The organism is Pseudomonas sp. C9-3, assembly GCF_032392015.1.
In the GTDB taxonomy this organism is placed as follows: domain Bacteria; phylum Pseudomonadota; class Gammaproteobacteria; order Pseudomonadales; family Pseudomonadaceae; genus Pseudomonas; species Pseudomonas nitroreducens.
In genome coordinates this window covers 309,744-332,860 of record NZ_CP135919.1, presented here as the reverse complement: position 1 = coordinate 332,860, position 23,117 = coordinate 309,744, and the positions used below count along the sequence as shown (strand labels likewise).

Annotated in this window: 23 protein-coding genes; 12 read left to right on the top strand and 11 right to left on the bottom strand. The window is 65.2% G+C overall.

Going from position 1 to position 23,117, the window contains the following annotated elements:
* Nucleotides 1-3: 3 nt before the first annotated feature.
* The 7 genes from RS899_RS01510 to RS899_RS01480 all read right to left on the bottom strand — a co-directional run bounded on the left by RS899_RS01510 (nucleotide 4) and on the right by RS899_RS01480 (nucleotide 6,636).
* Nucleotides 4-945, bottom strand: a complete 942-nt coding sequence (locus RS899_RS01510; RefSeq protein ID WP_054906638.1) for an AEC family transporter — start codon at nucleotides 943-945, stop codon at nucleotides 4-6.
* Between the two features lie 67 nt (nucleotides 946-1,012).
* The gene (locus RS899_RS01505) at nucleotides 1,013-1,453 is read right to left on the bottom strand and encodes a bactofilin family protein (RefSeq protein WP_233299360.1); all 441 of its coding nucleotides are present in this window, start codon (nucleotides 1,451-1,453) and stop codon (nucleotides 1,013-1,015) included.
* 18 nt (nucleotides 1,454-1,471) lie between these two features.
* Nucleotides 1,472-1,747, bottom strand: a complete 276-nt coding sequence (locus RS899_RS01500; RefSeq protein ID WP_054906698.1) for a hypothetical protein — start codon at nucleotides 1,745-1,747, stop codon at nucleotides 1,472-1,474.
* Between the two features lie 82 nt (nucleotides 1,748-1,829).
* Nucleotides 1,830-2,798 (bottom strand): M23 family metallopeptidase, encoded by a 969-nt coding sequence (locus tag RS899_RS01495; protein ID WP_315808929.1) that lies wholly within the window; start codon nucleotides 2,796-2,798, stop codon nucleotides 1,830-1,832.
* Nucleotides 2,799-2,990: 192 nt separating this feature from the next.
* Nucleotides 2,991-4,724 carry an ABC transporter ATP-binding protein/permease gene (locus RS899_RS01490; RefSeq protein WP_315808928.1) on the bottom strand — a complete coding sequence of 578 codons (1,734 nt, stop codon included), beginning with the start codon at nucleotides 4,722-4,724 and terminating at the stop codon, nucleotides 2,991-2,993.
* A gap of 70 nt (nucleotides 4,725-4,794) precedes the next feature.
* Nucleotides 4,795-5,355, bottom strand: coding sequence for a response regulator transcription factor (locus RS899_RS01485; RefSeq protein WP_054906642.1), 561 nt, complete (start codon nucleotides 5,353-5,355; stop codon nucleotides 4,795-4,797).
* A 24-nt stretch (nucleotides 5,356-5,379) separates the two neighbouring features.
* Nucleotides 5,380-6,636 carry an ATP-binding protein gene (locus RS899_RS01480; RefSeq protein ID WP_024765915.1) on the bottom strand — a complete coding sequence of 419 codons (1,257 nt, stop codon included), beginning with the start codon at nucleotides 6,634-6,636 and terminating at the stop codon, nucleotides 5,380-5,382.
* Nucleotides 6,637-6,866: 230 nt separating this feature from the next.
* Here RS899_RS01480 and RS899_RS01475 point away from each other — a divergent pair, with 230 nt between their 5' ends.
* The 8 genes from RS899_RS01475 to RS899_RS01440 all read left to right on the top strand — a co-directional run bounded on the left by RS899_RS01475 (nucleotide 6,867) and on the right by RS899_RS01440 (nucleotide 16,146).
* A complete protein-coding gene (locus tag RS899_RS01475) occupies nucleotides 6,867-7,583 on the top strand; it encodes an SIMPL domain-containing protein (protein ID WP_315808927.1) in 717 nt (238 codons plus the stop codon).
* Between the two features lie 222 nt (nucleotides 7,584-7,805).
* Entirely contained in the window at nucleotides 7,806-9,407 is a 1,602-nt protein-coding gene (locus RS899_RS01470) for an ABC transporter substrate-binding protein (RefSeq protein ID WP_315808926.1), read from the top strand.
* 52 nt (nucleotides 9,408-9,459) lie between these two features.
* Entirely contained in the window at nucleotides 9,460-11,076 is a 1,617-nt protein-coding gene (locus RS899_RS01465) for an ABC transporter substrate-binding protein (RefSeq protein WP_409978038.1), read from the top strand.
* Nucleotides 11,077-11,173: 97 nt separating this feature from the next.
* On the top strand, nucleotides 11,174-12,184 hold the full coding sequence (locus RS899_RS01460) for an ABC transporter permease subunit (RefSeq protein WP_315808925.1): 1,011 nt from the start codon (nucleotides 11,174-11,176) through the stop codon (nucleotides 12,182-12,184).
* A 153-nt stretch (nucleotides 12,185-12,337) separates the two neighbouring features.
* Nucleotides 12,338-13,249, top strand: a complete 912-nt coding sequence (locus tag RS899_RS01455) for an ABC transporter permease subunit (protein ID WP_054906647.1) — start codon at nucleotides 12,338-12,340, stop codon at nucleotides 13,247-13,249.
* A gap of 130 nt (nucleotides 13,250-13,379) precedes the next feature.
* A complete protein-coding gene (locus tag RS899_RS01450) occupies nucleotides 13,380-14,357 on the top strand; it encodes an oligopeptide/dipeptide ABC transporter ATP-binding protein (RefSeq protein ID WP_315808924.1) in 978 nt (325 codons plus the stop codon).
* A complete protein-coding gene (locus tag RS899_RS01445) occupies nucleotides 14,354-15,325 on the top strand; it encodes a peptide ABC transporter ATP-binding protein (RefSeq protein ID WP_315808923.1) in 972 nt (323 codons plus the stop codon). The genes RS899_RS01450 and RS899_RS01445 overlap by 4 nt, the downstream gene beginning before the upstream one ends.
* A gap of 161 nt (nucleotides 15,326-15,486) precedes the next feature.
* On the top strand, nucleotides 15,487-16,146 hold the full coding sequence (locus RS899_RS01440; RefSeq protein ID WP_315808922.1) for a hypothetical protein: 660 nt from the start codon (nucleotides 15,487-15,489) through the stop codon (nucleotides 16,144-16,146).
* Between the two features lie 117 nt (nucleotides 16,147-16,263).
* Here the strand turns inward: RS899_RS01440 and RS899_RS01435 are convergent, their stop codons facing one another.
* On the bottom strand, nucleotides 16,264-16,890 hold the full coding sequence (locus RS899_RS01435; RefSeq protein ID WP_315808921.1) for a LysE family translocator: 627 nt from the start codon (nucleotides 16,888-16,890) through the stop codon (nucleotides 16,264-16,266).
* A 135-nt stretch (nucleotides 16,891-17,025) separates the two neighbouring features.
* On the opposite strand from RS899_RS01435, the gene RS899_RS01430 reads away from it, so the two are divergent.
* From RS899_RS01430 to prfH, 3 genes are all read left to right on the top strand, one after another.
* Nucleotides 17,026-17,508: an Lrp/AsnC family transcriptional regulator gene (locus RS899_RS01430; protein ID WP_233299368.1), complete on the top strand. Its 483-nt coding sequence runs from the start codon at nucleotides 17,026-17,028 to the stop codon at nucleotides 17,506-17,508.
* A 209-nt stretch (nucleotides 17,509-17,717) separates the two neighbouring features.
* The gene (locus RS899_RS01425; RefSeq protein WP_315808920.1) at nucleotides 17,718-18,854 is read left to right on the top strand and encodes an RNA ligase RtcB family protein; all 1,137 of its coding nucleotides are present in this window, start codon (nucleotides 17,718-17,720) and stop codon (nucleotides 18,852-18,854) included.
* Nucleotides 18,854-19,465 carry a peptide chain release factor H gene (gene prfH / locus RS899_RS01420; protein WP_315808919.1) on the top strand — a complete coding sequence of 204 codons (612 nt, stop codon included), beginning with the start codon at nucleotides 18,854-18,856 and terminating at the stop codon, nucleotides 19,463-19,465. Before RS899_RS01425 ends, prfH begins: the two co-directional genes overlap by 1 nt.
* A gap of 2 nt (nucleotides 19,466-19,467) precedes the next feature.
* On the opposite strand, the gene RS899_RS01415 is transcribed toward prfH, so the two are convergent.
* The 3 genes from RS899_RS01415 to RS899_RS01405 are packed head-to-tail and all read right to left on the bottom strand — an operon-like array spanning nucleotide 19,468 to nucleotide 21,811.
* A complete protein-coding gene (locus tag RS899_RS01415; protein ID WP_315808918.1) occupies nucleotides 19,468-20,385 on the bottom strand; it encodes a biotin-dependent carboxyltransferase family protein in 918 nt (305 codons plus the stop codon).
* Nucleotides 20,382-21,059 (bottom strand): 5-oxoprolinase subunit PxpB, encoded by a 678-nt coding sequence (pxpB, locus tag RS899_RS01410; RefSeq protein WP_315808917.1) that lies wholly within the window; start codon nucleotides 21,057-21,059, stop codon nucleotides 20,382-20,384. Before pxpB ends, RS899_RS01415 begins: the two co-directional genes overlap by 4 nt.
* Complete coding sequence (locus RS899_RS01405; RefSeq protein ID WP_024765903.1) at nucleotides 21,056-21,811, bottom strand: 5-oxoprolinase subunit PxpA; 756 nt, start codon at nucleotides 21,809-21,811, stop codon at nucleotides 21,056-21,058. Before RS899_RS01405 ends, pxpB begins: the two co-directional genes overlap by 4 nt.
* Before the next feature lie 129 nt (nucleotides 21,812-21,940).
* On the opposite strand from RS899_RS01405, the gene lpxO reads away from it, so the two are divergent.
* Nucleotides 21,941-22,840, top strand: coding sequence for a lipid A hydroxylase LpxO (gene lpxO / locus RS899_RS01400; protein ID WP_054906701.1), 900 nt, complete (start codon nucleotides 21,941-21,943; stop codon nucleotides 22,838-22,840).
* Nucleotides 22,841-23,117 lie beyond the last annotated feature (277 nt).

Here is a 23,117-nt window from a genome sequence, read left to right as displayed (position 1 = left end):
AGGTCACATCCAACCACCCCATTGCAGGACGAAGATGCCGACATTGGTCGTCAGCGCCGCTACCAGCGTGGTGATGACGATGATCGACGCCGCCAGTTCGTGGTTGCCGTTGGCAGCGCGAGCCATGACGTAGCTGGCCGCAGCCGTGGGGCTGGCGAAATAGAGGAAGAGCACGCCCAGTTCTGCGCCGCGGAACCCCAACAACCAGGCGGCAGTGGTGCAGATCAGCGGCAGCCAGATCATCTTCATCAGGCTCGCACTGATCGCCAGGCCACCACTCTCACGCAGGGAAGCCAGCGACAGGGTGCCACCGATGCACACCAACGCCAGCGGCAGGGTCATCTGGGCGAAGTAGTCCGCGGAGGTCAGCAGCCACGCCGGCAGGCCAATCCCGAACCAGGAGAACGGCAGCGCCGCCAGCACGCTGATGATCAGCGGATTGCAGATGACGTTGCGGGCAATGCTCAGCGGGTCGGACTTCATGCTGGGGCTGTAGATCGCCAGCACCACCGAGGACAGCGTGTTGTAGCAGAGGATCACCAGGGCGGCGAGAACCGAACCCAGCGCCAGGCCGTGGTCACCGTAAATGCTGGTGGCCAGGGCCAGGCCGATGATGCCGTTGTTGCCGCGGAACGAGCCCTGCACGTAGACGCCGCGCTCGGCACGCGGCACTCGCCAGGCCGCCCAACCCCAGGCCAGCAGGAAGCCCACCAGGGTCGCCGCGCAAAAGTACAGCAGTACCTCGGGGCGCGCTGCGCTGTGCAGGTCGGAGTGGTAGATGCCGAGGAACAGCATCGCCGGCATGGTGGCATTGAACACCAGTGCCGAGGCGGTCTGGATGAACTCCGGATTGATCGCCCCGACGCGGCGCAACAGCACGCCCAGGAACAACATGGCGAAAACCGGGGCGGTGATGGCGAAGGTCTGGAGCAGCAGGGCAAGCATGGGAAGCGGACATCAGGACGACGGGGGCAGAATCATAGCAAGCTATGTACCAACCCCACAGGACGAATCAGACCTGCGCGTCGGTTGCTTCGCCCCAGAGCGGCGCCGCCAATTCCAGCGGTTTGGGCGCCTCGCCTTCGGCCAGGCGGGTCAGCTTGCCGTCCACGGTGGCGCCGTTCTCCATGCTCAACTGGCGGTACTGGATATTGCCGACCACGCGGGCATTTGAGTGCAACTCCAGCAGGTGCTCGACGTACAGGTCGCCGATGATGGTGCCGTCGATCAGCGCGTCGTAGCTACTGACATTCCCCTCGATCCGCCCTTCTGCACTGAGCGCCAGCAAGCTGGCGGCGCCGGGCTTGTGGCAGACGTTGCCTTTCACGGTACCGAGAATCTTCAGGCCGTCCTGGAACTGCATATCACCGACCAGATCGACATTGCCCGAGAGCAGGCTGGAGAATTTGTCCACCGACACCTGCGGGCCCTTCTTCTTGCTGTTGCTGAACATCGCAATTCCTCGCGCGTACTACTTGCCAGGTTTCTGCTGGCGGTAGAAGGCCAGCTCAGTCTTGAGTTTCTTGATTTCGGCGGACATCGAATCGATGCGCTGCATCAGCTGTTCTCGATTGGCGCGGTCCTCGTCGCCCTGCAGGCGTTTGTCCTCCAGTTCGGCGGTCAACTGCTCGACCTGCACACGCAGCGCCTGGAGTTCATCAGCCTGTACACGCCCCGCCACCTCTCCCTGGTGACGCATCAACCAGACGCCCGCCAGCGCCACTGCCAGCAAGAGAACCAGGAGCAAGGCCGCGCGGCCCAACGCCGCGGAACCACGAGGAACATGGGGAGGGTGCTCGGCGCGCAGCAGGTCGCGGGTGGAGGGTTTCCTAGTCCGAGGCCATACCATCGCTATCGATCTCCATGCCTCCCAGAGAGAGGAAGTTCTGTGGGTCGACGAATTCGCCGTGGTAAAGCACTTCGAAATGCAGGTGCGGCCCCGTGGAGCGCCCGGTGGAGCCCACCTTGGCAATTTCCTGCCCCGGCAGCACTACGTCGCCCACTTTCACCAGCAGTTTCGAGGCGTGGGCATAGCGTGTAACCAGGCCATTGCCATGATTGATCTCCACGCGATTGCCATAGGACGGATTCGGTCCTGCGACGATGACGCGTCCACCTGCTGCCGCATGGATTGGGCTGCCGGTCGGCGCCGAGAAGTCCTGGCCGGAGTGGAATGCCAGGCGGTGATTGAAGGGGTCGAGCCGGTTGCCGAAAGGCGACCCCAAGCGCGCCTGCTCCATCGGGCGGCGGGCGGGAATGGCCATGAAGTCGGCGTTGCGCCGCGCCACCTGGTCCATCAACAGGTCGAATACCCGGCGCAGGCATTTTGCCGAGCGCTCGCTCCGCTCCAGATCGACGTTGGAAACAGGCAGCGGTTCGGCACAAGGGCGCGGCGGCAGCAGGATGCCGCCTTTGCCCTTGGTGGTCGGTGCCTGGGGCTTTGGCACGAGCTCAGGGTCGACCTTGGACAGTTTGCGCGCGATTTCCTCGTGGCTGTCGACGGCCTTGAGCAGGTAGGTGGCGTCCTTCTCCAGCACTTGCAGGCGACCGGCCAGCTCCCCGATCCGCTCCGCTGCGAAACGCTCAGAGGAATCATCCTCGGACACCTCGGGGGCGCTCGCGACGACGGGAATCGCCACCGGCTCGACATTGGTCCGCCCCACCCAGATGCCGCCGACGAAGGCCAGTACGGCGAACAGCGTCGCCGTGCAGCCGGCCACCAGCAGGAACCGACGCCGATCGATCAGCTGCAGGTCCGAACGGGTCAATGCCTGCCGGGTGGGAGAAAGGAAACTCATGCGAGGTACCGTTGAATCTTACGAAACCCGATCCTGGTAGGACCGGGCTGCACAGGGTACCTGTTATTGAAAGCTTCGCAGCGGCTAAACACTGAAAAATGTAAACAAATAAGAAGAAATCATCATGTCTGAGAAGACTTTCAGATGTTTCCCACTAACACGTTCACAGTATCCCAGTGAATCAAACTGCCACTACACAGGTATAACAGCCTCGATCTCCTGCAAACGATGATCGTCCAGGCGCAGCTGGCGCGGATGGAATCGTTTCAGGCTGACACGGTGGCCAATGCTGACCAGGGTGACGCCAGGCAGTTGGTCCAGCAGCACCTGGTAGAGAGCGGCTTCGTCGGTTTCGTCCAGCGCGGAAGTTGCCTCGTCGAGGAATAGCCACTGCGGCGCATAAAGCAGTGCACGGGCGATGGCCAGACGTTGCTGCTCGCCCGGAGAAAGCACGCGCTGCCAGTGGTCGGCTTCGTCCAGCCGCGGCACCAGCGAATCCAGGCGGCACAGGTGTAGCACCTGTTTCAGTTGCTCGGGATTGTGACGATCGCCCTGCTCCGGATAGCAGAGCGCCTCGGCGAGGGTGCCGATGGGCAGGTAGGGCTTCTGCGGGACGAACAGGCTTCGCGCCTCAGGCATTTGCACAACGCCGCTGCCGTAGCGCCACAGGCCGCTCATGGCGCGCAGCAGGGTGCTCTTGCCACCCCCGGACGGGCCACCGATCAGTATGTGCTCCCCGGTGTTGATCGCCAGGTTGGTGGGCTGCAGCAGTTCGCGACCACTGCCCAGGCTCAGGGTGAGGTTCTGCAGTTGCAGCAGGTCGCCGGACTTGCGCACGTCGATATTGGCCGACTCCTGGGCGATGTCGGCCATGGCCCCACGGAAGCTCAGCAGACGGTCGCAGGTGGCGCGCCAGTTGGCGAGGCTGGCGTAGGCGTCGATGAACCAGCTCAGGCCGTCCTGCACGTTGCCGAAGGCGGAGTTGATCTGCATGAGCTCGCCGAGCTGGATCTTGCCGGCGAAGTAGCGCGGGGCGGCGACCACCAGGGGGAAGATGATGGCGATCTGCGCGTAGCCGGAGCTGAAGAACGTCAGGCGCTTCTGCACCTTCATCAGCTCCCAGAAGTTGCCCCAGACATTGCGGAAGCGCGTCATCAGCCGTTCGTTCTCGTTGGCCTCGCCGTTGTACAGGGCGATGCTCTCGGCATTCTCGCGCACCCGTACCAGGCCGAAACGCAGATCCGCCTCGAAGCGCTGTTGCTGGTTGTTCAGGGTGATCAGGCGGCGCGCGATCAGGTGCGTCAGCCAGCTGCCAACCGCCGCGTAGAGCAGCGCTGCCCAGAACATGTAGCCGGGAATGGTGATGCCGAGGATTTCGATGCTGCCGGAGACGCCCCAGAGGATGACCGAGAAGGACACCAGGCTGACGACGTTGCGAATCAGGCCAAGCCCCAGGGTCAGGGTGGTGTCGGTGAAGTTGTTGAGGTCTTCGGTCAGGCGCTGGTCGGGGTTGTCCGTATGGCCGCGCTGCTCAAGGCGGTAATAGTTCTTGTCGCCCAGCCAGGCGGCGAAGTGCTTTTCCGTCAGCCAGCGGCGCCAGCGGATGGTCAGCATCTGGGTCAGGTAGAGCCGGTAGACGGCGATCAGGATTGCGGCGGCGGCAATGCCGCAGAAGTACAGGACCAGCCGGATGAAGGAGTCGACGTCCTTGTTCTGCAGGGCGTTGTAGAAGTCGCGGTACCAGCTGTTGAGCCAGACCGAGACGGCCACCCCCACCAGCGAGAGGGCGATGACCACGATCAGCAGCAACCAGGCCATGCCCTTCTCTTCGCTGCGCCAGTATGGCGCGGTGAGGTGCCAGACTCGGTGGAAGAAGCGGCTGCGAACGGCATCGTTCGCGGCGCGGTATTCGGCGCTGTCGGTCATGGGATGGGCTCGCACGGCTGTACATACAAAAAAGGAGCGCTCATTGGCGCTCCTTTGTGTTATCGATCGCTTAACGCCTCACCGGGCGCTTCTGCAGCTTACGTTGCAATGTGCGCCGGTGCATACCCAGCGCTCGGGCGGTCGCGGAGATGTTGCCGTCATGTTCGGCAAGCACGCGCTGGATATGTTCCCATTGCAGGCGGTCGACCGACATGGGGTTTTCCGGCACCAGGGTCTCCAGGTCGGCGTGCTGCGACAGCAGTGCGGTGAGCACATCGTCGGCGTCGGCCGGTTTGCACAGGTAGTTGGTGGCGCCGCGCTTGATCGCTTCCACCGCGGTGGCGATGCTGGAATAGCCAGTGAGGATCACTACGCGCATCTCGGCGTCGAGCTCAAGCAGCTTGGGCAGCAGCACCAGGCCGGAGTCGCCGTCCATCTTCAGGTCCAGCACGGCGTAGTCGGGCAGATCGTCCTTGGCCATGGCCAGGCCTTCCTCGGCGGAGCCGGCGACCGACACCCGCAACCCGCGACGGGTCATGGCACGGGCCATGACGCGGGTAAAGGTGGCATCGTCGTCCACCAGCAGCAGGTGGGGCTGCTCTTCGCCTTCGAACAGGATCTCTTCGCTCATGGTACTTCCTCGCGGGCGCGGCGATCAGGCCACGCCATAGCTTCTGGGCAGACGCAACTCGGTCAGAGTGCCGCCATCTTCATGGTTATACAACTTCACCGTTCCACCCGCGCGGGTCACGCTGGCCTGGCTCAGGAACAATCCCAGGCCGAACCCCTTGCCCTTGGTGGTGAAGAACGGCTTGCCGAGCTGTTCGGCAATGGCCAGCGGCACGCCCGGGCCCTGGTCGCGGATGCTCAGGCAGATTTCCCCGGCATCCCAGTCCAGGCGGATGTCCAGGTCGTCCGGACAGGCGTCCGTCGCATTATTGAGCAGGTTCAGCAGCGCCTGGCTCAGGTCGGTCGGCGGAGTCATCCGCGGTGCCTTGCCCTTGCCGAGCGTCTGGTAGCGATAGCTCGCCTCCGGGCGCATCAAATGCCAGCGCCGCAGCACCGCTTCGACCCACTCGTTGGCGCCCTGCTCTTCCACCGCCTGGCGACGATCCGCTTCGGCGGCGCGCACCAGGTGCTGCAGGGTGGTCTTGCAGAGCTTGACCTGCTCCTGCAGCAGGGCGAGATCTTCCTGCAACATCGGCTGGTCCGCATTGGTCTGGCGCAATTCCTTGAGCAGTACGCTCATGGTCGCCAGCGGCGTGCCCAGTTCATGGGCGGCGCCGGCGGCCTGGGTGGCCACGGCCAGCAGTTGCTGGTCACGCATGCCTTCCTCGCGACGCTGCGCCTGCAACTGCTCCTGGCGGCGCAGTGACTCGGACATGCGGGCAACGAAGAAAGTGATCAGCGCGGCAGCCAGGGCAAAGCTCAGCCACATGCCATAAATAAGGAGGTTGTCGCGTTGCCCCGCAGCCATCTCCAGCGGGTGGAACCACACCAGCAGGACCGTGTAGCTGGCCAGCGCCAGGCCTGCCAGGGCGATGGTGTAGAGCCATGGCAGGGTCGCGGCGGCGATGGTCAGCGGCACCAGGTAATAGGAGACGAAAGGATTGCTCGAGCCGCCGGAGTAATACAGCAGGACGCTGTGGATAACGAGGTCGCAGGCGAGCTGGACAGCGTACTCCAGCTCCGTCACCGGCCACGGGCCACGCAGGCGCAAAGCCGTGCCCAGGCAGAGCACAAGGGAGACACCGAGGGTCACGCCCAGCGCAAGCCAGGGCAGTTGAATCAGTTGGGCCTTATAGGCGAGCCCGACCGAACCGGCCTGGGCGGCAAGCACGAGAATACGGATGAGCGTCAGATGCAGAAGGTTCTGACGACTGGCGGAAAGCTGGAAAACCGGTGGGCGCATGGTGAATTCCGGAATTTGCGCGAGTATAGCCAAGAGCCCCCTCTCCTTTATGCGGCATAGCGCCACAGCATACTCCAGCGCGGCCCGCGTCGGCCGCCTCGCGCAGAAACAATTGGTGACATCCATCAATAACCCGGATCGGAACGAATCCTCGTCAAAGGGTCTGACAGTCCTCGCCACTGGCTCTACTAAGCTGTGGCCGGGACATTTTCTGGAGCAAGGAGTCATCCATGTCTGTACTGAAGAAACCCTTCACCGCCATCGCCGCCGCCATCGCCCTGTGCGCCACCAGCCTGGGAGCCCTGGCAGACGAACCTCGCTACAACCAGGTTTCGTTGCGCGCCGAGGTCAGCCAGGAAGTTGCCCACGACCTGATGCATGTGACCCTGTTCAACGAAAGCCAGGGCACCGACCCGGCCAAGCTGGCCGCCGAGACCACCACCGCGCTGAATGCGGCCGTGGAGCAGGCACGCAAGGTGAAAGGCGTGACCGTCAGCCTGGGCAGCCGCAACAGCTACCCGGTGTATGACGACAAGGGCCAGAAGATCACCGCCTGGCGCGAGCGCGCGGAAATCCGTCTGGAGAGCACCGACTTCGCCGCCCTATCGCAACTCACCGCCGACCTGCTGGGCAAGTTGAAGATGGGCAGCATGGACTTCAGCATCGCCGACGCCACCCGCGCGAAGAACGAGGACGCGATGATGAAAGGCGCCGTGGATGCCTTCAAGGCCCGCGCCCAGGTACTCACCGACGCGCTCGGCGGCAAGGGCTACAAGCTGGTCAGCCTGAACCTGAACACCTCCGGCGCGCCACGGCCGATGCCGGTGATGCGCATGGCGGCGATGAAGGCCGACAGCTACGGCGGCGCCCCGGCACAGGAAATCGAAGCCGGCACCAGCCAGGTCACCGTCAGCGCCGATGGCACGATCGAGGTGCAGATGCCGTAACACTCACGGCCATTTCCAGCGCGGCGCCTTGGGGGACCGGGGCGCCGCCACTCGACCGCACGGTTCCCATTGTCGAAATTGCGACATTCCCTTGCACACGTGTCACAACTTCTACACTCATCCCGGTTAGCCGCTTGCACCCGGCATGTGCCGTGCATAGCTTCACGCAACGCAGCTCACGAGGCTGCCCCTCGATGACAACCAGAATAAACAGAGGTCCCAATGCGTAAGAACGCCGTCATCCGCGCCATGATTGCCGCTGGGCTGATCGCCAGCGCACCGCTCGCCCACGCCGCCAACAACCTGGTCTACTGCTCCGAAGGCAGCCCCGCGGGCTTCGACCCCGGCCAGTACACCACCGGCACCGACTTCGATGCCTCGGCGGAAACCGTGTTCAACCGCCTCACCCAGTTCGAGCGCGGCGGCACCCAGGTCATCCCCGGCCTGGCGGAGAAGTGGGACGTATCCGATGACGGCAAGACCTACACCTTCCACCTGCGTTCCGGCGTGAAGTTCCACACCACCGAGTACTTCAAGCCGACCCGCGAGTTCAACGCCGACGACGTGCTGTTCACCTTCAACCGCATGCTCGACAAGAACCATCCGTTCCGTAAGGCGTACCAGACCGAATTCCCCTACTTCACCGACATGGGCATGGACGCGAACATCGCCAAGGTGGAGAAGGTCGACGACAAGACCGTCAAGTTCACCCTCAACGAAGTTGACGCGGCGTTCATCCAGAACCTCGCCATGAGCTTCGCCTCGATCCAGTCCGCCGAATACGCCGACCAGTTGCTCAAGCAGGGCAAGGCCAGCGACATCAACCAGAAGCCCATCGGCACCGGCCCGTTCGTGTTCAATCGCTACCAGAAGGACGCGATGATCCGCTTCAAGGCCAACCCGGACTACTGGAACAAGGGCGAGGTGAAGATCGATAACCTGATCTTCGCCATCAACACCGACGCCTCGGTGCGCATGCAGAAGCTCAAGGCCAACGAGTGCCAGATCACCCTCTTCCCGCGCCCGGCCGACCTGGAAGCGCTGAAGAAGGACCCGAACCTGAACATGCCGTCGCAGCCGGGCTTCAACCTCGGCTACATCGCCTATAACGTCCTGCACAAGCCATTCGACAAACTCGAAGTGCGTGAGGCGCTGGACATGGCGGTGAACAAGAAGGCGATCATCGACGCCGTCTACCAGGGTGCCGGCCAGCTTGCCGTGAACGGTATGCCGCCGACCCAGTGGTCCTACGACGACAGCATCAAGGATGCCGGCTACAACCCGGAGAAGGCCAAGGAGCTGCTGAAGAAGGCCGGCGTCGCCGAAGGCACCGAGATCACTCTGTGGGCCATGCCGGTGCAGCGCCCGTACAACCCCAACGCCAAGCTGATGGCCGAGATGCTGCAGTCCGACTGGGCCAAGGTCGGCATCAAGGCGAAGATCGTCACCTACGAATGGGGCGAGTACATCAAGCGCGCCAAGGGCGGCGAGCACGACGCCATGTTGATCGGCTGGAGCGGCGACAACGGTGACCCGGACAACTGGCTGGGCACCCTCTATGGCTGCGATGCCGTGGACGGCAACAACTTCTCCAAATGGTGCGACCCGGCCTACGACAAGCTGATCAAGGATGCCAAGCGCACCCCGGACCAGGCCAAGCGTACCGAGCTGTACAAGCAGGCCCAGCACATTCTCAAGGAGCAGGTGCCGATCACCCCGATCGCCCACTCCACCGTGTACCAGCCGATGCGCAAGACGGTGCAGGACTTCAAGATCAGCCCGTTCGCGCTGAACTCGTTCTACGGCGTCAGCGTCGGCAAGTAAGGCCAATGGCCGCCGGCAACCGCCGGCGGCCAAAGCCCCGACCGCCAGCCCCATGCCCAGCCATTTCCGCAAACGGCTCTCCGGGATGATCCTGGCGAGCCTGCTCGGCTGCACCTCGGCATTCGCCCAGTCCCTGGTGGTCTGCACCGAGGCCAGTCCCGAGGGCTTCGACATCACTCAGTACACCGCCGCGACCACCGCCGATGCTTCCGCCGAGACGGTCTTCGAGCGCCTGGTGCAGTTCGCCCCCGGCAGCACCCGCGTGGTGCCGGCGCTGGCGGAGAGCTGGGAAATCAGCGACGACGGCCTGCAATACACTTTCACCCTGCGCCAGGGCGTGAAATTCCACAGCACCGACTACTTCACGCCGACCCGCGAGTTCAACGCCGACGACGTACTCTGGAGCTTCCAGCGCCAGCTCGACCCGAAGCACCCATGGAACAAGCTGGCCCCGCGCGGCTTTCCCTATGCCGAGGCAATGGGCCTGCCGAGCCTGATCAGCGCGGTGGAAAAGCTCGACGAGCACCACGTGCGCTTCACCCTCACACATCCCGAGGCGCCTTTCCTCGCCGACCTGGCGATGGGTTTCGCCTCCATCTACTCGGCCGAGTACGGCGACCTGCTGCTGGCCGCCGACAAGGCCGAGCAGTTGAACAACCTGCCCATCGGCACCGGCCCCTTCGTCTTCCAGCGCTACCAGAAGGACGCCCAGGTGCGCTTCACCGCCAATCCGGACTACTGGGGCGGCAAGCCGAAGATCGACCGACTGCTGCTGGCGATCACCCCCGACCCGAACGTGCGCATCCAGAAGGTCAAGGCCGGCGACTGCCAGATCGCCGTCTACCCCAAGCCCACCGACGTGCCCGCGCTGCGCCAGGACCCGAAACTCAAGGTCGAGGAACTGGACTCGCTGCTGGTCGCCTACGTCGGCATCAATACCCGGCACAAGCCGCTGGACGATGTGCGCGTGCGCCAGGCGATCAACCTCGCCTTCGACCGCAACGCCTACCTGCGCGCGCAGTTCGGCGAAGGCGCCGCCACATTGGCCGTGGCGCCCTATCCGCCGACACTGTGGGGTTCCGATCCGCAGCTCAAGGTTTGGCCCCACGACCCCGCGCGCGCCAGGCAACTACTGGAAGAAGCCGGCATCAAGCCCGGCCTGAAACTGTCGATCTGGACCCGCCCCGGCGGCGGCCCGACCAACCCCAACCCCGGCATCGGCGCGCAGATGCTGCAGGACGACTTGGGCAAGATCGGCATCCAGGCGGACATCCGCGTCTTCGAATGGGGCGAGCTGATCAAGCGTGCCAAGCAGGGCGAGCACGACCTGATCTTCATGGGCTGGGCCGGCGACAATGGCGACCCGGACAACTTCCTCACGCCGAACCTGTCCTGTGCGGCGGCGAAAAGCGGCGAGAATCAGGCTGGCTGGTGCAACGCGGAGTTCGACGAACTGCTGCGCAAGGCCCGCGCCATTACCGACCAGGAAGCCCGCGCGGGCCTCTACCGCCAGGCGCTGGCGATCTACCAGCGCGAGGCGCCGTGGATCACCCTGGCCTACCCGAAGCAGTTCGCCGTGGTGCGGCCTGGCGTAACAGGCTTTACCCTGAGCCCGCTGGGCTCGAACAACTTTTCCCGTGTGCAGCTACAGGGCTCACCGGGACCATAACGACAAGGACCAGACCTCAAAAGGGTCGATGTCGACAAGAACGGACCGCCCATGACGCGGCCCAACCGTGACCATCCCATGTGGAGAACTCCCCACAATGCTGTCCTTCATTGCCCGGCGCTTCGGGCTACTGATACCGACCTTCTTCGGCGTCACCCTGCTGACCTTCGCGCTGATCCGCCTGATTCCGGGCGACCCCGTGGAAGTGATGATGGGTGAACGCCGCGTCGACCCGCAGATGCACGCCGAAGCCATGCACCGCCTGGGCCTCGACAAGCCGCTTTACCAGCAGTACCTCGACTACATCGGCAACCTCGCCCAGGGCGACCTCGGCGAATCGCTGACCACCCGCGACAGCGTCTGGCACGAATTCCTAACCCTGTTCCCCGCCACCCTCGAACTGTCATTGGCGGCCCTGCTGTTCGCCGGCGTCTTCGGCCTGCTCGCCGGGGTGATCGCGGCGCTCAAGCGCGGCTCGCTGTTCGACCACGGGGTGATGACCATCTCCCTGGCCGGCTACTCGATGCCGATCTTCTGGTGGGGCCTGATCCTCATCATGCTGTTCTCCGTGAGCCTCGGCTGGACGCCGGTATCCGGGCGCCTGGACCTGCTCTACGACATCGAGCCGAAGACTGGCTTCATGCTCATCGACACGTTGCTGTCCGATGAAGAAGGCGCCTTCATGGACGCCGTGCGCCATCTGATCCTGCCCGCCATCGTGCTGGGCACCATCCCGCTGGCGGTGATCGCGCGGATGACCCGCTCCTCGATGCTCGAAGTGCTGCGCGAGGACTACGTGCGCACCGCCCGCGCCAAGGGCCTGTCGCCCGCCCGCGTGGTATTCGTGCACGCCCTGCGCAACGCCATGATCCCGGTACTCACCGTATTCGGCCTGCAGGTCGGCACGCTGCTGGCCGGCGCGGTCCTGACCGAAACCATCTTCTCCTGGCCCGGCATCGGCAAATGGCTGATCGACGCCATCGGCCGCCGCGACTACCCGGTGGTGCAGAACGGCATCCTGCTGGTGGCGACCCTGGTGATCCTGGTGAACTTCATCGTGGACATCCTCTACGGCCTCGCCAACCCACGCATCCGCCACCAACGCTGAGAAACTGCCCATGGCCTGCTGCGCGTCGGCGATACAGCGTCAGACTCCACCGATAAATGCTCATTTGCTTCATGCAAACTGCACTTTCTCGGCGGACTCTTCCTCGTCTCGCTCTAGCTCGCGAGGCCCTGAGCAGCTTCTACGGAGCTTGCAATGAATACAGATTCTCTTACTCCCGCCAGCGACCCGAGCCTGGTCTATCCCTCCCCGCTGAAAGAGTTCTGGCATGCCTTCTCGCGCAACAAGGGCGCGGTCGGCGGCCTGCTGTTCATGCTGGTCATCGTGTTCTGCGCGCTGTTCGCGCCCTGGGTCGCGCCCCATGATCCGAGCGAGCAGTTCCGCGACTTCCTGCTCACCCCGCCGCTCTGGCTCGAAGGCGGCAACGCGCAGTTCCTGCTGGGCACCGACGAGCTGGGCCGCGACCTGCTCTCGCGCCTGATGCACGGCGCGCGGCTGTCGCTGATGATCGGCCTGACTTCGGTGTTGATCTCGATGATCCCCGGCATCTTCCTCGGCCTGCTCGCCGGCTTCTCGCCGACCCGCCTGGGCCCAGTGATCATGCGCCTGATGGACATCATGCTGGCCCTGCCCTCGCTGCTGCTGGCGGTGGCCATCGTCGCCATCCTCGGCCCGGGCCTGATCAACACCGTGATCGCCATCGCCATCGTCTCGCTGCCGGCCTACGTGCGCCTGACCCGCGCCGCCGTGATGGGCGAGCTGAACCGCGACTACGTCACCGCCTCGCGCCTCGCCGGCGCCGGCACACTGCGCCTGATGTTCGTCACCGTGCTGCCCAACTGCATGGCGCCGCTGATCGTGCAGGCCACCCTGAGCTTCTCCTCGGCCATCCTCGACGCCGCCGCCCTGGGCTTCCTTGGCCTCGGCGTACAACCGCCGACGCCCGAGTGGGGGACCATGCTGGCTTCCGCGCGCGACTACATCGAGCGCGCCTGGTGGGTCGTCTCGCTGCCCGGCCTGACCATCCTGCTCAGCGTGCTGGCGATCAACCTGATGGGCGACGGCCTGCGCGACGCGCTGGACCCGAAGCTGAAGAACGCGGCGTGAGGACAGCAGCCATGCATAACCTGACCGCCGCTGTAGGAGCGAGCTTGCTCGCGAACCTGCAATCTTCTGCGTTTCCCGTTCGCGAGCAAGCTCGCTCCTACCAGAACAAGAGACTGACGGAGACCGCCGTATGAGCCTCCTCGACCTGCGCAATCTCTCGGTCCGCTTCGGCGACCGCAATGCCATCCCGGTAGTGGATGGCCTCGACCTCTCGGTAGACAAGGGTGAAGTCCTGGCCATCGTCGGCGAATCCGGCTCCGGCAAGTCGGTGACCATGATGGCCCTGATGGGCCTGATCGACGCCCCCGGCATCATCACCGCCGACACCATGCAGTTCGACGGCACCGACATGCTGCGCCTGAAAGGCCGTGAGCGTCGGCGCATCGTCGGCAAGGACATCGCCATGGTCTTCCAGGACCCGATGACCGCGCTCAACCCCAGCTTCACCGTCGGCTACCAGATAGAGGAAGTGCTCAAGCTGCACCTCGGCCTGCGCGGCAAGGCCCTGCGCCAGCGTGCCCTGGAACTGCTCGAACGGGTGGAAATCCCCGGCGCCGCCCAGCGCCTGGACGCCTACCCGCACCAGCTTTCCGGCGGCATGAGCCAGCGCGTCGCCATCGCCATGGCCATCGCCGGCGAACCCAAGCTGCTGATCGCCGACGAGCCCACCACCGCGCTGGACGTAACCATCCAGGCACAGATCATGGAGCTGCTGCTGAACCTGCAGCGCGACCAGGGCATGGCGCTGATCCTGATCACCCACGACCTCGCCGTGGTCGCCGAAACCGCCCAGCGCGTCTGCGTGATGTACGCGGGTCAGGCGGTGGAGATCGGCCAGGTGCCGGCGTTGTTCGACCTGCCGACCCATCCCTATACCGAAGCGCTGCTCAAGGCGATTCCCGAGCACAGCGCCGGTGAAGAGCGCCTGGCCACCCTGCCCGGCATCGTTCCCGGCAAATACGACCGTCCGCAGGGCTGCCTGCTGTCGCCACGCTGTCCCTACGTGCAGGACAACTGCCGCAGCGTACGCCCGGCGCTGGAAGACCATGAGCGCGGCGCCGTGCGCTGCTTCTACCCGCTCAACCTGAACACCGAGGTGGCCCGATGAACGCCGTTCTGACCGCCCGCGACCTGACCCGTCACTACGAAATCTCCCAGGGCCTGTTCAAGCCCCACGCCCTGGTTCGCGCGCTCAACGGCGTGTCCTTCGACCTGCAGGCCGGCAAGACCCTGGCCGTGGTCGGCGAATCCGGCTGCGGCAAGTCCACGCTCGCCCGCGCACTGACCCTGATCGAAGAGCCCACCTCCGGCTCGCTGCAGATCGCCGGCCAGGAAGTGAAAGGCGCCAACCACGAGCAGCGCAAACAGTTGCGCCGCGACGTGCAGATGGTCTTCCAGAACCCCTACGCCTCGCTCAACCCGCGGCAGAAGATCGGTGACCAGTTGGCCGAACCGCTGGTGATCAACACCAGCCTCTCCCGCATCGAACGCCGCGAGCGGGTGCAGGCGATGATGAAGCAGGTCGGCCTGCGCCCCGAGCACTACCAGCGCTACCCGCACATGTTCTCCGGCGGCCAGCGCCAGCGCATTGCCCTGGCCCGCGCCATGATGCTGCGGCCCAAGGTGCTGGTGGCGGACGAACCGACCTCGGCGCTGGACGTGTCGATCCAGGCCCAGGTGCTCAACCTGTTCATGGACCTGCAGCAGGAGTTCGGCACCGCCTACGTGTTCATCTCCCACAACCTCGCCGTGGTCCGCCACGTGGCCGACGATGTGCTGGTGATGTACCTCGGTCGTCCGGCGGAAATGGGCCCGGCGGACAAGCTCTACGAGCGCCCGCTGCATCCCTACACCCAGGCGCTGCTCTCGGCCACCCCGGCGATCCACCCCGATCCGAGCAAGCCGAAGATTAAGATCCAGGGCGAGCTCCCCAACCCGCTCAATCCGCCCAGCGGCTGCGCCTTCCACAAGCGCTGCCCCTACGCCACCGAGCGCTGCAGGACTGAGGTACCGGAGCTGCGACTGCTGGATGAGCGACAAGTCGCCTGTCATTACGCCGAGCAGTTCCTGAACTGATGCGAAACGGGCCGGTCATAGGCCGGCCCTCTTTCGGATACAGCTGCGTCCTACAGCGCAGCGGGAACAGGCCTACGGCCTGATCCAGAACGTCCCGCTAGGGTGGCGTCCCGCCACTGTCCTGCACCGCAGTGGCCGTTATCCACAGGGCCACACTCCACATGCTGCTGTTCTTCCTCCTGCTGATCCTCGTCACCGCCGCCGTCGCCAATGTGCAGTTGCACAAATGGAAGCGGCAACAGCGGATGGACGTGCGCGCGGCAGTGAAATCACGGAAGAAATCGTCGACGACGAAGAAAAAGGCGCCGGGGGACGTCGATCTCGACGAGATCGACTGGAGTGGGCTCGACCAGGATGAACTGGACTTCAGCGCGCCGCCCTCGTCAGCGCCAAAACCGCCGCCCGCACCGGTTCGTGCCAAGGCTCCTGCCCAGCCGTCTGCCGAGGTCAAACCGACAATCGAGCCCAGAGACGAGTTCTTTCCCCTGGAACGGGCACTGCCACCGGGACAGCTGACGGCTGCCCAACGCGACGAAGCCATGGCACAACTGCTCAAGACCAGCCTGCATATCCCCACTCCGGAACCCGGAGAAAAGCATGTGGTGCTGGATATGGACGGCGGCAGCTACGTGCCGGTCGCCACGCACCCAGCCGCGGCGGCGATCGCCCTCGGGCATCTCGCCGAGAGCCTGCAACAGCGCAAGGGCGCGCAGCTGCTGCGCGAGTTGCGCGGCAAGGAACTCGGCCTGCTGGTGGTCGCGCGCAATCCGCAGAAGCCGTCCGTGGCACGGCTGTGGAAAATCCTCCCAGAAGACCTGTAGGAGCGAGCTTGCTCGCGAACAGGCCGAGCGGCGGAGTCAGCTCGCGAGCAAGCCCGCTCCCACGAAGAGCCGTTTGCGCCGTTCTGCAACTTGCTCACCACCGCACCGAAACTGTCCCTACAGATCACGGATCAGCGCCAGGCGCACACCGAAACCCAGCAGAATGCCGCCGAAGCCCCACTGCTGCACCCGCTGCATCGCCCTGTGCCGCGCCAGCCAGCGGCCCATGCGCTCGCCGCTGACGGCGTAGAAGCTGTCAAAGCCCAGCCCGACCACCACCAGCACACCGCCCAGCAGCGCGAACTGCAGTGCCAGCGGCCCGTTCTGCGGATGAATGAACTGCGGCAACAGCACCGAACAGAACAACAGCGCCTTGGGATTGAGCAGGTTGGTCAGCAGACCACGCCGAAACGCCCGGCGATAGCTCACTGTGGATAACCCGGCGCTCTCCGCCGCCAGCGGCACGCCAACCGGCGCTCGGAGCAACTGCAAGCCAATCCACGCCAGATAAAGGCCACCGCCGATGCGCACCACATCGAACGTCCACGGCGCCGTGCGGAACAGCAGTGCCAGCCCGGTCGCCGCCAGCGCCACATGGCAGGCGCGCGCCAGGCCCAGGCCGAGCGCGGTCGCCAATGCCGCGCGGCAGCCCTCGCGGGCACCGGTGTGCAGCAGGAGAATCATGTCCGGCCCGGGCAGCAGGTAGACCATCGCCAGGGCCAGCAGGAAGACGCCGATATCCACAGGAGCCACTCCGAAGAAGACATTGTGGATGAGGATTCTATGCCTGAAGCTCGGAGCAGGTGCTTGCGTATTCCACCAGCACAAAGCCTCCAATTGGCATACTCTGCCAATCTTAAGTCACTTAATCAGCCAATCATGCCAAGCCCAAAACTGGACGCCTACGACCACCGCATCCTCGCCGCCCTGCAGCGCGACGGCCGCCTGACCAACGTGCAGCTTGCCGAGGAAATCGGGCTCTCCCCTTCGCCCTGCCTGAGGCGCGTGCGCATCCTCGAAGAGGCCGGGATGATCCGCGGTTACCACGCCGAACTGGGCCGCGACGAAGTCGGCCTGGGGCTGACGGTGTTTGTCGGCGTGAAGGTCGAGCGCCACAGCGATACCAGCGCTGCCGCCTTTCGCCAGGCGGTGATCGACCTGCCGGAGGTCATCTCGGTACACCTGGTCAGCGGCGAGTCGGACTTCCTCCTGCAAGTAGTGCTGCCGGACCTGCGCGCCTACGAGCAGTTCCTCACCGGCACCCTGCTCAAGCTGCCGGGCGTCAGCGACATCCGCAGCAACTTCGCCATCCAGACGGTGAAGGAATCGGCGCCGCTACCGCTGCAGCACCTGCCGAAATAGCGAAGATTGCGCGCGGGCCGCTGCGCGCCTATCATTCGCCACCTTCCATCCACCGACAGCAAAGGAGAGACATCATGCAAGCACTGATCACCCTTTGCAGGTCGCGTCTGGCGTAATTGCTTCCCCGCCGCCCCTCTGGCGGCATCGCATTGCCCGGCTCCGGCCTGCCCCCATCTCTTTTTTCGTTTCATTCCTCATGGGATTGGACAATGGGCAATTGCATCCAAAATCTGTCCGCCGGCATCACCCTGATCGCCGCGGACGACACCTGGATCGAAGGTAAAGCGATCCAGCAACTTGAAACCACCGCCCGCCTGCCGGGCATGCAGCGAGTCGCCGGCATGCCGGACCTGCACCCCGGGCGCGGCTACCCGATCGGCGCGGCGTTCTTCTCCACCGGCCGCCTGTATCCGGCGCTGGTGGGCAACGACATTGGCTGCGGCATGGCGCTGTGGCGTACCGATATCGCCACCGCCAAGCTGAACCTGGACAAGCTGGAAAAGCGTCTGGGCAACCTCGACGGCCCGCTGGGCGACGACTGGAACGAGCGCATCACGAGCTTCGATCTGCCGCCGTGCGGCCACGAGCATTCGCTGGGCACCATCGGCGGCGGCAACCACTTCGCCGAGCTGCAGCAACTCGATCAGCTCTACGACGAAGCCGCCGTGGCAGCCCTCGGTATCGACCGCCGCCACCTGCTCCTGCTGGTGCACAGCGGTTCGCGCGGCCTGGGCGAAGCCATCCTGCGCGAGCAGGTGGACCGCTTCAGCCACCAGGGTCTGGAACAAGGCACCGACGACTGCGCGCACTACCTGGCTCGCCACAATGGCGCGCTGCGTTTCGCCGAAGCCAACCGCCAGCTGATCGCCCTGCGCATGCTCGACCGCCTGCGTGCGGACGGCGCGCAGGTGCTGGACGTGAACCACAACCTCGTCAGCCCGGCGCAAATCGAAGGCGTCGACGGCTGGCTGCACCGCAAGGGCGCGACGCCGGCGGATCGCGGGATGATGGTCATCCCCGGCTCGCGCGGCGACTACAGCTACCTGGTGGAGCCAGTCGCCGATCCCCGCAGCCTCTACTCCCTCGCCCACGGCGCGGGACGCAAGTGGATGCGCAGCGAGTGCAAGGACCGTCTCTCGGCGCGCTACCGCGTCGAGCAACTGGCCCGCACTGCACTGGGTAGCCGGGTGATCTGCGGCGATCGCGGGCTGCTCTACGAGGAAGCGCCAGAAGCCTACAAGGCCATCGACTCGGTGGTCGGGGCGCTGCGCGAAGCGGGGCTGCTGCGGATACTGGCGCGACTCAAACCGGTGCTGACCTACAAGACCCGTGGGGAGTGCTGCTGATGATCCTGCTTCAACTATCCGCGGCCCAGGGGCCGGACGAATGCGCACTGGCCGTGGCCAAGGCCCTGCAACGCCTGCAGCGTGAGGCCGAAACCCTGGAGGTCGAGACTCGGGTAATCGAGGAGGAAGCCGGCCCGCGTCGGGGCACCCTGCTCTCGGTGCTACTGGCGCTGGAAGGCGAAGCGGCGGCGGCGTTGGCCGAGGACTGGAGCGGGACCCTGCAATGGATCTGCGCCAGCCCTTACCGACCCAATCACGGACGCAAGAACTGGTACTTCGGTGGCGCGCGGTTCAGCGCGCCGCCAGCCAGCCTCGAAGGCCAAGTGCGCTTCGAGACCCTGCGCTCCTCCGGCCCCGGCGGGCAGCACGTCAACACCACTGACTCGGCGGTGCGCGCCACCCACACCGCCACCGGCCTGAGTGTGAAGGTACAGAGCGAACGCAGCCAGCACGCCAACAAGCGCCTGGCGCTGCTGCTGATCGCCCGCAAGCTGGAGGAGCGCGCGGATCAGGCGGACAGCGAACTGCGCGCCGAACGCCGGCTGGTGCATCACCAGTTGCAACGCGGCAATCCCCGCCGGGTGTTCCGCGGCGAGCGCTTCGAGGGCTGAGCTCAGCCGGAGAAAAACCCCAGGAACGCGCGCAGGTCCGCCTGCGCCTGTTCCACGCTCGCTTCGACAAAGCGCACCTCGCTGTGCGCCGGGCATTGCGCCAGGCGGCCGATGTCCAGCGGGTGCAGCACGCCCAGCAGCGGGTAGCCACCCATGGTCTGCCGGTCGGCCAGCAGGATGATCGGCTGGCCGTCCGGCGGCACCTGGATGGCGCCCTCCACTATTCCCAACGACCACTGCCGGCGTGGCGCGCCCAGGGCTTCGCCGCGCAGGCGCACGCCCATGCGGTCGGATTGCGGGCTGATCTGCCAGGGCTGAGTGAAGAGAGCCCGGCGCTGTTCGGTGGTGAAGGCATCCGGGCCTGGCAAAACGCGCAGGACCGGGCATTCACGGTAGTCCGGCCGATAGGGCCAGGGCACGTCGGCGCCACGGGAGAAATGCCCGCCCGCAGCGGCGCATTCCAGCACATCCCCCACGGCCAGGGTCTCGCCATTGCCGGCGAGACCTCCGAGCCTTTCTCGCGTCTGGGTCGAAACGCTACCCAGTACCGGTGCCGCACGGAAACCACCGGCAGCAGAGAGATAGGCGCGCTGTCCGGCACGGGCGAAACCGAGCTTCAGGCGCTGCCCGGCCCGAACATAAAAACGCGACCAAACAGGAAGCGGTGCGCCATCGAGTTGTGCAGGCAGCTCGGCGCCGGTCAGCGCCAGCCAGGTATCGTCCTGCGCCTCCAGCTCCACGCCGCCCAGTGCGATCTCCAACAATGCTGTGCCGTAGTTGTTTCCGAGCAGGCGATTGGCCCAGGCCGCGGCGTGTTTATCCACAGGCCCGCCAGGAGAAACGCCGAGCCGCTGCCAGCCCTGGCGACCACCATCCTGCAGCAGGCACAGCGGGCCGCAGGCGATGACCGTCAGGCTCATGCGTCACCGCCCGCAGCGCGAAAAGCAGCTTCGTCGATGGGTACGAAGCGCACCCGATCGCCCACGGCCAGCGGGCAGGGAGGCGCCGCGCAGGGATCGAACAGACGCTGCGCGGTGCGTCCCAGCAAGTGCCAGCCACCGGGTGAGGCCTGTGGATAAACCGCTGTCTGGCGCTCGGCAATGGCGAGGCTGCCGGCGGGAACCCGTGTGCGTGGCGTGGCCCGGCGCGGCAGGACGAGGCGCTCGTCCAACTCGCCCAGGTAGGCGAAGCCGGGGGTAAAGCCGACGGCGCCGACGCGGTAGTCGCGACCAGCGTGCAGGTCGATCACCTGGGTCGGCGTGAGGCCACAGTGAAGGGCAACCTCGGCGAGGTCTTCACCGGCGTACCACACGGCAATTTCATGCAGCCGCTCCACGTCACCGGTCGCGGCCTCGCCTGGCCACTGCGCCAGCGCGGCCTGCACCTGGCGCTGCAACTGCAGCAAGTCGACGCGCAACAGGTCGTAGTGAAGGAGCAGGGTCGTCCAGCCCGCCACGCAATCGGTCAGCGCCGGGCCCAGCTCGGTGCGCAGGCGTTCGGACAGCCGAGCGATGCGCAGCGGCAAGGTGTCGTCGGGCTGTTCGGCCAGGGTGATCAGCAGCGCCGTGGCGCCGAAGGACTCGAGACGGATCATGCCTGGTCCAGCAGGCCACGCAGGCGCCGCAGCACCGCCAGGGATTCGGGGTTGTCGCCATGCACGCAGAGGCTGTCGGCGCGTAGCCGCAGCGGGTTGCCGTCGATATCCGGGAAAGGTTCGCCGCGGGCGATGGCCAGGGCCTGGTCGAGAATGCGTTGCGGCTCGTGATGCACGGCATTGGCCAGGCGCCGCGGCGCGAGCTGGCCGTCGGGCAGGTAGGCGCGGTCGGCGAAGGCTTCGAACATCAGCGGCACATCGGCTACATCGGCCAGTTGCAGCTCGCGACTGTTGTCGGCCAGGGCCAGCACCATCAGCGGCAGGCGCTTGCGATAGGCAGCGCAGGCGTCGAGCACGGCGCAGAGCAGCGCATCGTCGCGCACCAGGTCGTTGTACAGCGCACCGTGGGGCTTCACGTAGGCCACCTGGGTGCCGGCGGCGCGGCAGAAGGCATCCAGCGCGCCGATCTGGTAGAGCACCAGGGCGTGGACTTCCTCGGGCGAGCAGTTCATGTGCCGGCGACCGAAGCCGGCGAGGTCCGGGTAGGCCGGGTGAGCACCGATGCTGACGCCCTGCTCCACCGCCAGGCGCACGGTGCGCTGCATGGTCAGCGGGTCGCCCGCATGGTAGCCACAAGCGAGGTTGGCCTGGTCGATCAGCGGCATGGCGTGGGTGTCGTCGCCCATGCGCCAGGCGCCGAAGCTTTCGCCCATGTCGCAGTTGAGCAGGATTCGCGTCGTGCTCTCGGTCATTGGTGTCGCCATCCTTCCAAGTTTCCTACAGGGTAAAGCAGACCATGGCCTTTGGCCTTCGGAGAATACTCAGTCACGTTCAGGAGTAGTACTATCCCCGGTCTGTAGTAGCGGATACCTCCCCGAATGATCAAAGCCGCCATCCTGGCCGCCTTCGGCCTGAGCATCGTCTATGTCCACCTGCGTGGACGGGTGCGCCACAAGTTCACGCGCCAGCTGAGCGACCACTCCAGCTTCCTGGCGCCGATCAACTGCCTGATGTACCTGTTCTCCAAGGTACCCAGCCGCCCGTACCTGGCGACCGAACAGTTCCCGGAAATGCGCCTGCTGACCGAGAACTGGGAAGCCATCCGCAGCGAAGCGCTGCACCTGCGCGATGCCGGCAGCATCAAGCGCTCCGACCAGCTCAACGACGTCGGCTTCAACTCCTTCTTCAAGACGGGCTGGAAGCGCTTCTACCTGAAATGGTACGACGACAGCCATCCGTCGGCCGATGCGCTGTGCCCGAAAACCACCGAGTTGCTGCGGCAGATTCCGTCGGTGAAGGCCGCGATGTTCGCCGAACTGCCGCCGGGCTCGCGCCTGGTGCGCCACCGCGACCCGTATGCTGGTTCGCTGCGCTATCACCTGGGCCTGCTGACGCCGAACGACCCGGGCTGCTTCATCGAGGTAGACGGCGAGCGCTACCACTGGCGCGACGGCGAGGCGGTGGTGTTCGACGAGACCTACATCCACTACGCCGAGAACACCACGGATCATGACCGGGTGATTCTCTTCTGCGACATCGAGCGACCGCTGAAGTACGGCTGGGTAACGGCCTTCAACCGCTGGTTCAGCCGCAACGTGATGGCCGCGGCAGCCTCGCCCAACGATGCGGGCGACAAGACCGGCGGCATCAACCGCGCGTTCGCCTCGCTGTACAAGATCCGCCTGCAGGGCAAGGCCCTGAAGAAGCGCAACCGCAAGCTGTACTACCTGCAGAAGTGGGGCTTCTTCGCGGCGGTACTGGCACTCTTCCTGTGGATCTAAGCCGCCGCTGGTTCTGAAGACCACTCAGACAAAAAAGGCCTCCGCGTTCGCGGGGGCCTTTTTGTTTGCGCCATTTGAGGAGTCCTGCGTAGGGTGAATAACCTGGAACAGGCTATCCGCCGGCGGCCAATCGGCGGATAACGCTGGCGCGTTATCCGCCCTACGAAACTGGCTGCGCGCCCCACTCCTGTGGGAGCGGAGCGCGCAGCCAGGGTTCGGGTGAGGGGTATTTGATCCTGTAGGAGCGAGCTTGCTCGCGAACCCACCCAGCGCTGGA

Excerpts from the sequence above, each read along its gene's own strand:
- RS899_RS01470 (WP_315808926.1), top strand. The coding sequence starts at position 7,806 with ATGCGTAAGAACGCCGTCATCCGCGCCATGATTGCCGCTGGGCTGATC.
- RS899_RS01480 (WP_024765915.1), bottom strand. The coding sequence starts at position 6,636 with ATGCGCCCACCGGTTTTCCAGCTTTCCGCCAGTCGTCAGAACCTTCTG.
- RS899_RS01510 (WP_054906638.1), bottom strand. The coding sequence starts at position 945 with ATGCTTGCCCTGCTGCTCCAGACCTTCGCCATCACCGCCCCGGTTTTC.
- RS899_RS01490 (WP_315808928.1), bottom strand. The coding sequence starts at position 4,724 with ATGACCGACAGCGCCGAATACCGCGCCGCGAACGATGCCGTTCGCAGC.
- RS899_RS01415 (WP_315808918.1), bottom strand. The coding sequence starts at position 20,385 with ATGAGCCTGACGGTCATCGCCTGCGGCCCGCTGTGCCTGCTGCAGGAT.
- RS899_RS01430 (WP_233299368.1), top strand. The coding sequence starts at position 17,026 with ATGCCAAGCCCAAAACTGGACGCCTACGACCACCGCATCCTCGCCGCC.
- RS899_RS01465 (WP_409978038.1), top strand. The coding sequence starts at position 9,460 with ATGCCCAGCCATTTCCGCAAACGGCTCTCCGGGATGATCCTGGCGAGC.
- RS899_RS01405 (WP_024765903.1), bottom strand. The coding sequence starts at position 21,811 with ATGACCGAGAGCACGACGCGAATCCTGCTCAACTGCGACATGGGCGAA.
- RS899_RS01450 (WP_315808924.1), top strand. The coding sequence starts at position 13,380 with ATGAGCCTCCTCGACCTGCGCAATCTCTCGGTCCGCTTCGGCGACCGC.
- pxpB (WP_315808917.1), bottom strand. The coding sequence starts at position 21,059 with ATGATCCGTCTCGAGTCCTTCGGCGCCACGGCGCTGCTGATCACCCTG.
- RS899_RS01440 (WP_315808922.1), top strand. The coding sequence starts at position 15,487 with ATGCTGCTGTTCTTCCTCCTGCTGATCCTCGTCACCGCCGCCGTCGCC.
- RS899_RS01445 (WP_315808923.1), top strand. The coding sequence starts at position 14,354 with ATGAACGCCGTTCTGACCGCCCGCGACCTGACCCGTCACTACGAAATC.
- RS899_RS01425 (WP_315808920.1), top strand. The coding sequence starts at position 17,718 with ATGGGCAATTGCATCCAAAATCTGTCCGCCGGCATCACCCTGATCGCC.
- RS899_RS01460 (WP_315808925.1), top strand. The coding sequence starts at position 11,174 with ATGCTGTCCTTCATTGCCCGGCGCTTCGGGCTACTGATACCGACCTTC.
- RS899_RS01475 (WP_315808927.1), top strand. The coding sequence starts at position 6,867 with ATGTCTGTACTGAAGAAACCCTTCACCGCCATCGCCGCCGCCATCGCC.
- RS899_RS01455 (WP_054906647.1), top strand. The coding sequence starts at position 12,338 with ATGAATACAGATTCTCTTACTCCCGCCAGCGACCCGAGCCTGGTCTAT.
- prfH (WP_315808919.1), top strand. The coding sequence starts at position 18,854 with ATGATCCTGCTTCAACTATCCGCGGCCCAGGGGCCGGACGAATGCGCA.
- RS899_RS01505 (WP_233299360.1), bottom strand. The coding sequence starts at position 1,453 with ATGTTCAGCAACAGCAAGAAGAAGGGCCCGCAGGTGTCGGTGGACAAA.
- RS899_RS01495 (WP_315808929.1), bottom strand. The coding sequence starts at position 2,798 with ATGAGTTTCCTTTCTCCCACCCGGCAGGCATTGACCCGTTCGGACCTG.
- RS899_RS01485 (WP_054906642.1), bottom strand. The coding sequence starts at position 5,355 with ATGAGCGAAGAGATCCTGTTCGAAGGCGAAGAGCAGCCCCACCTGCTG.